Here is a 10,747-nt window from a genome sequence, read left to right on the forward strand (position 1 = left end):
CTCCCCCTGAGCTCTGTCGATCAGTGCTCACTCACCGTAACCGTGGGCACTGACAGTGACGGCCGGGTCGGGGGCGTGACGCGGTCGCGGATGACGCGGCGCTGGGCGGCTCCGGCTCCGACCAGGGCGAGGCCGAGGAGGGGCCAGGCGAGGGGGCCGGCCGACATGACGCCGGTGATGAGCAGGGGGCCGACGAAGCGCTGGCTGGACTGGGCGAGTCCGTGGACGCCGAGGTAGGCGCCCTGGGCCTCGGCGGGGGCGAGGGCGACGGAGAGTTCCCAGGAGGCGGTCGCGTGGATGATCTCGGCGAAGGTCAGGGCGATGACCGCGACGACCAGGGCCGTGATGGCGAGGGGCCGTCCGCCGGCCGCGGAGGCGGCGAGGGCGAGGGTGCCGACGACGAAGAGCCCGGACAGGGGGACGAGGAGGCTCCGGGCCGCCGGGGCGGTCGCGCCGAAGCGGGAGAGGGGCACCTGGAAGAGGACGACGAGGACGGTGTTGAGGACCAGGAGCAGGGGGGCGAGGCCCACGGGGGCGGCGGTGGCGTGGACGATCCAGAGGGGTACGGCGACCTGGAGGATCGTGTCGTCGAGGAAGAGGGCCGCCTCGGTGGCCGTGTAGGCGAGGAAGGTGCGGTCGCGCCAGGGACTGGTGGGCCGGTCCTTGGGTGCCTCGTCCGAGGTGGCGACGGTGCGGGAGGGGGCGGGGGGTTCGGCGCAGCGCAGGGTGAGGACGGCGATCACCAGGTAGGTGAGGACGTTTCCGACGAGGAGGACCGTGTAGGCCCGCGGGCTGCCGGTGGCGAGGGCGGCGGCCGCGCCGAGGCCGCCGATGGACCAGCCGATGTTGACGGTGGTGCGCTGGATGGCCTGGTAGCGGACGCGGTCGGAGCCCGCGAGCCGGGCGGCGTAGAGCTTGATGAGGACGCTGCCGGCGCGGTCGGGGAGGGCGCCGAGGGCGGAGTAGAGGGTGAGGAGGAGGAAGTTGTCGGTGGTGAGGAGGGCGAGGAGGGCCGCGCCGCGCATGAGCTGGGCGCCGACGATGACGCGGACGAGGGGGAAGCGGTCGGCGAGGCGGCCCGCGAGGGGGGCGCCGGCGATGCCGACGCCGCCGGAGACGGTCATGAGGAGGCCCACCTGGCCGAGGCCGAGGCCGGAGACGTAGGTGAAGTAGAGCGCGGTGCAGCCCGCCCAGAGTCCGGTTCCGGTCTTGTCGATGATGCTGACCAGGAGCATGCGGCGGCCGTCGCGGCCTCCGGGTATGCGGTCGAGCGCGGCGCGGTGCCAGGTCGTGCGGTTCACTCGGTTCCCCCTTGACGCGAGTTATGTATTGATACATAGTTATGTACGTGGCAACACAATATTCGATCAAGGGGACGACAGCCAAGGGGATCGCCGCGTCCGTCGAGCGCGGCGTGACCGAGGGGGAGCTCGCACCGGGCGACGCACTGCCCCCCGTGCGGCGGCTCGCCGACGAGCTGGGTGTCAGTCCGGGCACGGTCGCGACGGCGTACAAGGAGCTGAGGCAGCGCGGGCTCGTCGTCACCCGCGGCCGTGGCGGCACGGTGGTCGCCGAGGCCCCCTCCGTCGCGTCGCGGCGTCCGCCGCGGGTGCCGGAGGGCCTGGTGGACCTGGCCGGCGGCCATCCCGACCCCGCCTTCCTGCCGGTGCTCAGGCCCCCGGCCGAGGTGCGGCCGGTCTACGGCTCGCACCGCGCGGCGCCCCGGCTCGCGGCCCTGGAGGAGGGGACGCGGGCGTGGTTCGCCCGGGACGGCGTCCCGGCGGATCGGGTCACCTTCGCGCACGGAGCCCTCGACTGCGTCGCCCGGCTGCTCTCCACGGAGCTGCGGCCCGGGGACGCCGTGGCCGTGGAGGACCCCGGGTTCCACCATCTCCTCGACCTCGTGCCGGCCCTCGGGCTTCGGATGGTGCCGGTGGCCGTGGACCGCGCGGGGCTGACACCCGACGCCCTGCGGGCCGCGCTGCGCGCCGGCGTGCGGGCCGTGCTCTGCAGTCCGCGCGGCCAGTCCCCCACCGGGGCGTGCTTCACGCCGGAACGGCGGGACGAACTCGCGTCACTCCTCGGGGAGTTCCCCGAGGTGCTCGTGGTCGAGGACGACCACAACGCGGAGATCTCCGGCGTCGCCGCGGTCTCCCTGGCGGCGGCCGGTCTGGAGCGCTGGGCCCAGGTACGGACGGTGTCCAAGCACCTGGGCATCGACCTGCGCTGGGCCGGGGTGGCCGGCGATCCGGTGACGCTCGCCCGGCACGACGGGCGGATGCTCATGACGTCCGGCTGGGTCAGCCACGTCCTTCAGGAGACGGTCGCCGGGCTGCTCACCGATCCCGGGGTCAGCCGGCTCGTCGCGGCCGGCGAAGCCGCGTACGCGGAACGGCGGCGGGCCCTGATCGACGCCCTCGACTCGTACAGCATCCGCTCGACCGGGCCCAGCGGCCTGAGCGTCTGGGTGCCGGTGCGGGACGAGTCTGCGGTGGTGAACGGGCTGCGGACGCAGGGCTGGTGGGTGGCCGCCGGTGCCCGCTTCCGGATCGCGACGCCCACCGGCGTGCGGATCACGACGGCGACGCTGCCCCCGGCCGACGCGCAGCGGCTCGCCGCGGACTTCGCCGCGGTGCTGGGCGACGCGCAGGCCACCTACGGGGGATGAAGAGGCCGTGTACGAAGGGCCCCGCGCGGGTGCGCGGGGCCCTTCCGTCGTCCTACTCGCCGGTGCGGGTGCGGGCCAGCTCCTCGTAGAAGCGCAGCAGGTCGAGGTTGTCGACCGAGCCGGCGTTGACGGCCCGCTCCATCGGCGTGCCCTGGAGGAGGCGCTTGACCGGGACCTCGATCCGCTTGCCGGTGAGGGTGTGCGGGACGCCGGGGACCTCGATGATCTCGTCGGGCACGTGGCGCGGGGAGAGTTCGGTGCGGATCGTGCTCTTGATCCGGCCGATGAGCTCCTCGTCGAGCGTGGCACCCTCTGCGAGATGGACGAAGAGCGGCATCCAGTAGCCGCCGTCCGGCTCCTCCAGGCCGATGACGAGGGACTCGCGGATCTCCGGGAGGCGTTCGACGGCCTCGTAGATGTCGGCGCTCCCCATCCGGACGCCCTGCCGGTTCAGGGTGGAGTCGGAGCGGCCGTGGATGACGACCGAGCCGTGGTCGGTGATCGTGATCCAGTCGCCGTGGCGCCACGCCCCGGGGAACATCTCGAAGTAGCTGTCGCGGTAACGGCTGCCGTCCGGGTCGTTCCAGAAGCGGATCGGCATCGACGGCATGGGGTTGGCGACGACCAGCTCGCCGACCTCGCCGACGAGCGGCTTGCCCGACGGGTCCCAGGACTGCAGGTCGGTGCCGAGGCCGGCGGCCTGGAGCTCGCCGATGTGGACCGGCAGGGTGGGCACGGCGCCCGCGAAACAGGAGCAGACGTCGGTGCCGCCGCTGACGGAGGCGATCCACAGGTCCGCGCGGACCTCGTCGTGGAGCCAGCGGAAGCCGTCCGGGGGCAGCGGGGAACCCGTGGTGGCGACGCACTTCACCCGGGACAGGTCGAAGTCGCGGCCGGGGTGGACGTCGGCCTTCGCGCAGGCCATCACGTACGCGGCGGAGGTGCCGTACAGGGTGGCGCCGGTGCGCTCGGCGACGCGCCACTGGGCGCCCGTGTCGGGGTAGCCGGGGCTGCCGTCGTACAGGACCACGGTGGTGCCCGTCAGGAGGCCGGAGACGAGGAAGTTCCACATCATCCAGCCGGTGGAGGTGTACCAGAAGAACACGTCGTCCGGGCCGAGGTCGCAGTGCAGCCCCAACTGCTTGACGTGCTCGACCAGGATGCCGCCCTGGGACTGCACGATCGCCTTGGGCAGACCGGTGGTGCCCGAGGAGTACAGCACCCACAGCGGGTGGGAGAACGGGACCTGCTCGAACACCGGCTCGGTGTCGGCGGCGGTGAGCTCGGCCCAGGCCAGGGCGCCTTCGGGGGCGGGCGTGCCGAGCAGCGGGATGTGGACGACCGCGCGCAGCGAGGGCAGTTCCGCGCGCAGCTCGCGCACGGTGTCGCGGCGGTCGTGCTCCTTGCCGCCGTAGCGGTAGCCGTCGACGGTGAACAGGACGACGGGCTCGACCTGCTGGAATCGGTCGAGGACGCTGCGGGCGCCGAAGTCGGGTGCGCAGGAGGTCCAGACGGCGCCGACGGCGGCGGTCGCGAGCAGGGCGACGACCGCCTCGGGGATGTTGGGCAGGTAGCCGCTGACCCGGTCGCCGGGGCGGACGCCGAGACCGCGCAGTTCGGCGGCGAGCGAGCCGACCTGGCGGCGCAGTTCGCCCCACGTCACCGGAGTGGGGCCATGTGTCTCGTCCACATGGAGCAGCGCGGTGTCGTGGGGGCGCTCCTCGGCGGCGCGCAGCGCGTGCTCGGCGTAGTTGAGGGTGGCGCCCGGGAACCACTCGGCGCCGGGCATGCCGCGGCTGCCGAGGACCCGCTCGTACGGGGTCGAGAAGCGGAGGTCGAACCACTCGGCGACGGCGGCCCAGAAGGTCTCCAGCTCGTCGACGGACCAGCGGTGCAGGGCCGGGTAGCCGCCCTCGGCGGGCGCCCCGTGGCGCTCCGCGGCCCAGGCTTGGAAGCGGGTGACGGCGGCCGCGGCGATGCGGTCCTCGTCAGGCTGCCAAAGCGGCTCGGTCTGCGCTGATGTCATGCTGTGGCTCCCTGGCTGTACGCGGGGTCTGCGTGTGTCGCGCGCACGTGCTGGGGTGTGCGCGTGACGCGGCTGACAGGGACGATGCCATGTGAGGGCCGATCGCACCAGGGTTCCCCACCCATGGTCGGGCACCTGAACATGTGCTCCCACCACGGGTGAACGGCAGTTGAACGAAGCCGGTTCGCCGTGGTCCGGATGGCAGGGTGAGCGTCATGGACGGTCGTGAGCTGGTGCGCTCGGTGAAGGTGCTGGGTTCGGTGCAGGGACTGCGTGCGGCGCGGGCGGCGTGGCGGCAGCGCCGCACCGACGCGCGGGCGCTGCCGCCGAGGGGGGCGGAACGGGCCCGGATGCCGGGTCCGATGGGTGAGGTGGAGCCTCTGCCGGGCGGGGGGATCGTCCGTTTCGCCCGCTCCGAGCTGCGGATCTCCGTGTCGGCGGGCGGCACCGTCTTCTGGGGCTGGGACGGGGCGGAGCCGCTCCCCTCGTACGCGCTGGCCGGCGAGGCGCCCGAACCCGACCCGCGGGCCGTGTTGGAGCCGGACACCGAGGGCGGCTGGCGGGTGGTGTCGGAGCGGGTGACCGTGGCGGTCTCCCGGCACGGGGCGGTGGAGGTGCGCACCCCGGGCGGTGTGGTGCTGCGCCGGGACCTGCCACCGCGCTGGTGGGAGCCGGTGGGCGGCGGCCGGGCGCGGTGGGTGCAGCGCAGCGAGGTGGCCGCGGACGCGCGGTTCTTCGGCCTCGGCGGGCGCGCGGGCGGGCCGCGGCTGCGGGACGGCTCGTACCGGCTGTGGAACACCGATCCGGGCGGCGGCTTCTCCCCCGGCGACGATCCCCTGTACATCACCATGCCGGTGCAGCTGGTGGTGGCGGACGCGGGGACGCACCTCGCCTTCCACGACAACTCCTGGGACGGGCGGGTGCTGCTCGCGGAGGGCGAGGAGGGCGCCGGGTCGGGGCACGACCGTCCGGGGACGAGCGAGGTGCGGATGGACGGCGGGCCGCTGCGGTGCTGGGTCGTGGTCGGCACGCCCGCGCGGGTGCTGCACGGCTGGGCGGCGCTGACCGGGGCGCCGGCGCTGCCGCCGTCCTGGGCGCTGGGGCCGCAGCACGCCCGTTGGGGCTTCGGCAGCGAGCGGGAGGTGCGGCGGGTGGTGGACGGCTACCGGGACCGGGGGCTGCCGCTGTCCGTGCTGCACCTGGACATCGACCACTACGACGGGCACCGGGTCTTCACCGTGGACCGGGAGCGGTTCCCGGACCTGCCCGGGCTCGCGAAGGAGCTGCGGGAGCGCGGGGTGCGGCTGGTGTCGATCGTGGATCCGGCGGTGAAGGCGGAGCCCGGCGACGCGGTGTACGAGGGCGGGCGGGCCGCCGGGGCGTTCGTGCGCGACGACCGGGGCGAGGAGGTGCGCGGGGTGGTGTGGCCCGGTGAGTGCGCCTACCCGGACTTCACCGACGCGCGGGCGCGGACGTGGTGGGGCGGCCTGTACGAGGAGCGGCTGCGGCAGGGCTTCTCCGGGGTGTGGCACGACATGAACGAGCCGGTGTCCTTCGCCCCGTTCGGCGACCGGACGCTGCCCCGCTCGGCCCGGCACAGCCTGGAGGGCCGGGGCGGGGACCATCGCGAGGCGCACAACGTGTACGGACTCGGCATGGCCCGGGCGGGGTACGAGGGGCTGCGGCGGCTGCGGCCCGACGAGCGGCCCTTCCTGTTCTCGCGCTCGGGGTGGGCGGGGATGCAGCGGTACGGCGGGACGTGGTCCGGCGACGTGTCGTCGGGGTGGCCGGGGCTGCGGGCCTCGCTGGCGCTGGTGCTGGGGCTCGGGTTGTGCGGGGTGCCGTACTCGGGGCCCGACGTGGGCGGTTTCGACGGGAGCCCGTCGCCGGAGCTGTTCCTGCGGTGGTACCAGCTGGGCGCGTGGCTGCCGCTGTTCCGTACCCATGCGGCGATCGACGCGGGGCGGCGCGAGCCGTGGGAGTTCGGGGCGGAGGTCCTGGAGCACGCGCGGGCGGCGCTGGCCGAACGGGAGCGGATGCGGCCGTACTTCGTGTCCCTGTCCCGGCTCGCGCGGCTGACGGGCGCGCCGTACGTGCGCCCCGTCTGGTGGGGCACGCCGGAGGACCGGGCCCTGCGGGACTGCGAGGACGCCTTCCTGCTCGGCGACTCCCTGCTCGTCGCGCCGGTGCTGTCGCCGGGCACGGACCGGCGTGCCGTGCGGCTGCCGCGCGGGCACTGGTACGACACGGCGACCGGGCGGGCGTACGACGGCCCGGGGCAGGTCCTGCTCGACGCGCCGCTGTCCCGGGTGCCGGTGCTCGCCCGCGCGGGTGCGGTGATCCCGGTGCGGGACGAGCGGGGCGAACTGTCGCTGGAGGTATGGGCCCCCGTCGCGGGCCGCACGGGCGGCGGCCTCGTCGTGCGCGACAACGGCGACGGCTGGGAGCCGGCGGAGGTCGAGCGGTACCAGTCGCGGCTGGTGGACGGGCGGGTCGTGGTGGAGCGGGTGACGGAGCGGGGCGCGGAGGAGGCGGGGCTGCCGGTGCGGGTGCGGGGCCTGGAGAGCTGAGCGGGTCAGGACAGCGCCGGCCCGGCCGAGCGCGGGCGCGTACGGCAGACCGTGCGAAGGGCGCGGGGCCGCCGGGCCGCCCGGGCGAATGGGGCCCGGCCGCCCGGGCGAAGGGCGCGGGGCCGCCCGGCCGGCCCGGCGAAGGGCGCGGGGCGCCCGCCCCTACGCGTACGCCCCCGTGAAGAACCTCCGCACCGCCTCCGTGTGCAACGGAAAGGCCAGCTCCTCGGCGGCGTGGAGCACATGGTGTCCGGCCGTCTCGTCGGTCGGGACCGACGGCGGCAGGGCGGTGGCGGGGCGGGGCGGGAGGAGGCCGAGGACGAGGAGGTGGCCGGCCGGGGAGCTGAGGGCGTCGGCGAGGCGGACGTCCGGGGCCTCGGCCTGGATGCCGGTCTCCTCGCGCAGTTCGCGCACGACGGCCTCGCGCCAGTCCTCGCCGAAGTCGACGAATCCGCCGGGCAGGGCGACCCGGCCGGCCTGGGGTTCGATGGTGCGGGTGATGACGACGAGCCCGGTGCCGTGGGGACCGGTCACGGGGAGGAGGGCGATGGCGACGGGCAGCGGGTTGCGGTAGGCGGTGGTGCCACAGGCGGCACAGGTGCGGGGCCAGGCGGCGCCGGCCGGGTATCGGGCGCCGCAGCCGGAGCAGTGGGAGTGCGGGGAGGAGTCGGTCACGGGCCGACCGTATGCGATCTCCCTTTCCCGGCGCTGCCGTTACTGGTAGACGGTTGCCATGACTCGACTGACTGGACTCGCCTCCGCTTTCCGTGCCCTCGGCGTGCTGGCCGCCGCCGGTCTGCTCGCCGCCACCGCGGGTGCGCCCTCGGCCGGTGCCGTGCCGGAGCCCAAGGCTCCGAAGGAGTTCGTGGCGCTCGACCGGGTGGACCCGACGATCGTCCAGGAGATGCGCTACGCCACGGAGCACGACTTCGTGGGCGAGCGGATCGACGGCTACCGGCAGCCGCTGTGCCTCCTGACCCGGCCGGCCGCCGAGGCCCTGCACCGCGCGCAGGTCCGGCTGCTCGCCCGGGGCTACACCCTGAAGGTGTACGACTGCTACCGGCCGCAGCGGGCCGTGGACCACTTCGTGCGCTGGGCGAAGGACCTGGCCGACGAGCGGATGAAGAAGGAGTTCTATCCGCTCGTCGACAAGTCGCGGCTGTTCGCGGACGGTTACATCGCCGAGAAGTCCGGGCACAGCAGGGGCTCGACGGTGGATCTGACGATCGTGCGCCTGCCGGCCGCGCCGACCCGGCCCTACGTGCCGGGCGAGCCGCAGGTGGAGTGCTTCCGGCCGCAGGCGGAGCGCTTCCCGGACGACTCCGTGGACATGGGGACGGGCTTCGACTGCTTCGACACCCTGTCGCACACCGACGACCCCAGGATCACCGGCGTCCAGCGCGCCAACCGGGATCTGCTCCGGAGCGCGCTGGCGGAGCAGGGGTTCGTGAACCTGCCGGAGGAGTGGTGGCACTACACCTTCAAGCCGGAGCCGTTCCCCGCCACCTTCTTCGACTTCCCCGTGGCGCGGCGGTCGGTGGCGGGCCACTGACGTCTTCCGCCGCCGGTCCGCCCGTGCCACACTTCTGACGCATCGTCAGATAGCGGGAGGGGCCCGTACATGGCACGGACGCGCAGGCCGGTGGTGGCCGGCTGGTTCACCGACGACGCCGAGGGGTCCGTCCCGGACGGGGGGTTCCGGCTGCTCGGGACCCGCTGCACGGCCTGCGCCTCGGTGTTCTTCCCCCGGGAGGACGACGCCTGTCGCAACCCCGGCTGCCCCGGCGGCGGCGAGCTGACGGAGACGCCGCTCTCCCGGCGGGGCCGGATCTGGTCGTTCACCGACGGCCGCTACCGGCCGCCCGCCCCGTACGTCTCCGACCCGGAGGCGCCCTGGGAGCCGTACACCCTGGTCGCGGTGGAGCTGGCGGCCGAGGCCATGGTCGTCCTCGGCCAGGCCGCGCCGGGCGTGCGCACGGCCGATCTCGCGATCGGGGACGAGATGGAGCTCGTACCGGGTGTCCTCAACGAGGACGACGAGCACATCTGGACCACCTGGCACTGGCGGCCGGTCGCCGGACGGGCCGTGTCCGCGACCACGGGCACGGGCACGGGCACGGGCACGACAGCGGACGCAGACGGGAACGGGGAGGGGACGGCGTGAACGACATCGCGGTGCTCGGCGCCGGAATGCACCCGTGGGGCAAGTGGGGACGCGGCTTCGTCGGCTACGGGACGGCCGCCGCCCGCGCCGCGCTCGCCGACGCCGGCCTGCGGTGGCGGGACGTCGGCTCCATCGTCGGGGCCAACACCATGCGCTGCGGCTACCCGGGATACGTGGCGGGGGCGACCTTCGCCCAGGCGCTCGGCTGGCAGGGGGCGCGGGTGACCAGCGTCTACGCGGCCTGCGCCTCGGGGGCGCAGGCCGTCAACGCCGCCCGGTCGCAGATCCTCGGCGGCCTCGCGGACGTGGTCCTCGTGGTGGGCGCGGACTCGGCGCCCAAGGGCTTCTTCGCCCCGGCGGGCGGCGAGCGACCCGACGACCCGGACTGGCTGCGGTTCCGCGTGCTCGGTGCGACCAACCCGGCGTACTTCGCGCTCTACGCCCGGCGCAGGATGGCCCTGTACGGGGACACGCCCGAGGACTTCGCGCAGGTCAAGGTGAAGAACGCGGCCGCCGGCGCGCTGAATCCGCTGGCCCGCTACCGCAAGCCGGTGAGCGCGGCGGAGGTGGCCGCTTCCGCGGTGGTCGCCGATCCGCTGCGGCTGCTCGACATCTGCGCGACCTCGGACGGGGGCGCGGCACTCGTGCTGTCGAGCATGGAGTTCGCCCGGCGGCACGGGCACCCGGATCCGGTCCGCATCCGCGCGGTGTCCACGGTCACCCCGACGTACCCGAAGGCGGTCCTGGACCTGCCGGACATCGCCACCGACTCGGCCGCCCTGGTCTCCCCCGCTCCGCACTCCTTCCGCGCGTCGATCGCCAGGGCCGCGTACGAGGAGGCGGGGATCGGCCCCGAGGACCTGTCGCTGGCGGAGGTGTACGACCTGTCCACGGCGCTGGAGCTGGAGTGGTACGAGGACATCGGCCTGTGCGGGGCGGGCGAGGGCGCCAAGCTGCTCCGGGACGGGGTGACCGCGCTGGGCGGGCGCGTCCCGGTCAACACGAGCGGCGGCCTCGCGTCCTTCGGCGAGGCGGTGCCGGCGCAGGCCATCGCGCAGGTCTGCGAACTGACCTGGCAGCTGCGGGGCACGGCCGGCGCCCGGCAGGTGCCGGGCGCACGGACCGGGATCACCGCCAACCAGGGCCTGTTCGGCCACGGTTCGGCGGTGGTGGCGGTCCGCTGAGACCCGGGAAGCCCGGGGACCCGGGGACCGGGGAAGCCGGGGACCCGGGGGACCCGGAAGGCGGGGGACCCGAGGATGCCGGGGACCCGGCGACCCCCGGGAACCCCTCGGGCCCCGGGAAGCCGGAGACCCAGG

General features: G+C 74.7%; 8 protein-coding genes. 5 read left to right on the plus strand and 3 right to left on the minus strand.

Going from position 1 to position 10,747, the window contains the following annotated elements; genetic code table 11:
* Window positions 1-20: 20 nt before the first annotated feature.
* Window positions 21-1,301 carry an MFS transporter gene (locus tag OG309_RS06340; RefSeq protein ID WP_329418834.1) on the minus strand — a complete coding sequence of 427 codons (1,281 nt, stop codon included), beginning with the start codon at window positions 1,299-1,301 and terminating at the stop codon, window positions 21-23.
* A gap of 41 nt (window positions 1,302-1,342) precedes the next feature.
* Between OG309_RS06340 and OG309_RS06345 the strand changes: the two genes are divergently transcribed.
* Window positions 1,343-2,668, plus strand: a complete 1,326-nt coding sequence (locus OG309_RS06345) for an aminotransferase class I/II-fold pyridoxal phosphate-dependent enzyme (protein WP_443067544.1) — start codon at window positions 1,343-1,345, stop codon at window positions 2,666-2,668.
* A gap of 52 nt (window positions 2,669-2,720) precedes the next feature.
* Here OG309_RS06345 and OG309_RS06350 read toward each other — a convergent pair whose 3' ends face one another.
* Window positions 2,721-4,694, minus strand: a complete 1,974-nt coding sequence (locus OG309_RS06350; protein ID WP_329418838.1) for an acetoacetate--CoA ligase — start codon at window positions 4,692-4,694, stop codon at window positions 2,721-2,723.
* A 215-nt stretch (window positions 4,695-4,909) separates the two neighbouring features.
* On the opposite strand from OG309_RS06350, the gene OG309_RS06355 reads away from it, so the two are divergent.
* A complete protein-coding gene (locus OG309_RS06355; RefSeq protein WP_329418839.1) occupies window positions 4,910-7,264 on the plus strand; it encodes a glycoside hydrolase family 31 protein in 2,355 nt (784 codons plus the stop codon).
* A gap of 162 nt (window positions 7,265-7,426) precedes the next feature.
* Here the strand turns inward: OG309_RS06355 and OG309_RS06360 are convergent, their stop codons facing one another.
* Window positions 7,427-7,939: an NUDIX domain-containing protein gene (locus OG309_RS06360; protein ID WP_329418840.1), complete on the minus strand. Its 513-nt coding sequence runs from the start codon at window positions 7,937-7,939 to the stop codon at window positions 7,427-7,429.
* A gap of 67 nt (window positions 7,940-8,006) precedes the next feature.
* Between OG309_RS06360 and OG309_RS06365 the strand changes: the two genes are divergently transcribed.
* The 3 genes from OG309_RS06365 to OG309_RS06375 all read left to right on the plus strand — a co-directional run bounded on the left by OG309_RS06365 (window position 8,007) and on the right by OG309_RS06375 (window position 10,612).
* Entirely contained in the window at window positions 8,007-8,816 is an 810-nt protein-coding gene (locus OG309_RS06365) for a M15 family metallopeptidase (RefSeq protein WP_329428179.1), read from the plus strand.
* A 69-nt stretch (window positions 8,817-8,885) separates the two neighbouring features.
* Window positions 8,886-9,428, plus strand: coding sequence for a Zn-ribbon domain-containing OB-fold protein (locus OG309_RS06370; RefSeq protein WP_329418842.1), 543 nt, complete (start codon window positions 8,886-8,888; stop codon window positions 9,426-9,428).
* Window positions 9,425-10,612, plus strand: coding sequence for a lipid-transfer protein (locus tag OG309_RS06375; protein ID WP_443067545.1), 1,188 nt, complete (start codon window positions 9,425-9,427; stop codon window positions 10,610-10,612). The genes OG309_RS06370 and OG309_RS06375 overlap by 4 nt, the downstream gene beginning before the upstream one ends.
* The last annotated feature ends 135 nt before the right edge of the window (window positions 10,613-10,747 follow it).

The sequence above is a fragment of the Streptomyces sp. NBC_01268 genome, assembly GCF_036240795.1.
Lineage (GTDB): Bacteria > Actinomycetota > Actinomycetes > Streptomycetales > Streptomycetaceae > Streptomyces.

What these genes read in the sequence shown, in the direction of transcription:
- OG309_RS06370 (WP_329418842.1), top strand. Translation starts at nt 8,886, where the DNA reads ATGGCACGGACGCGCAGGCCGGTGGTGGCCGGCTGGTTCACCGACGAC.
- OG309_RS06350 (WP_329418838.1), bottom strand. Translation starts at nt 4,694, where the DNA reads ATGACATCAGCGCAGACCGAGCCGCTTTGGCAGCCTGACGAGGACCGC.
- OG309_RS06355 (WP_329418839.1), top strand. Translation starts at nt 4,910, where the DNA reads ATGGACGGTCGTGAGCTGGTGCGCTCGGTGAAGGTGCTGGGTTCGGTG.
- OG309_RS06345 (WP_443067544.1), top strand. Translation starts at nt 1,343, where the DNA reads ATGTACGTGGCAACACAATATTCGATCAAGGGGACGACAGCCAAGGGG.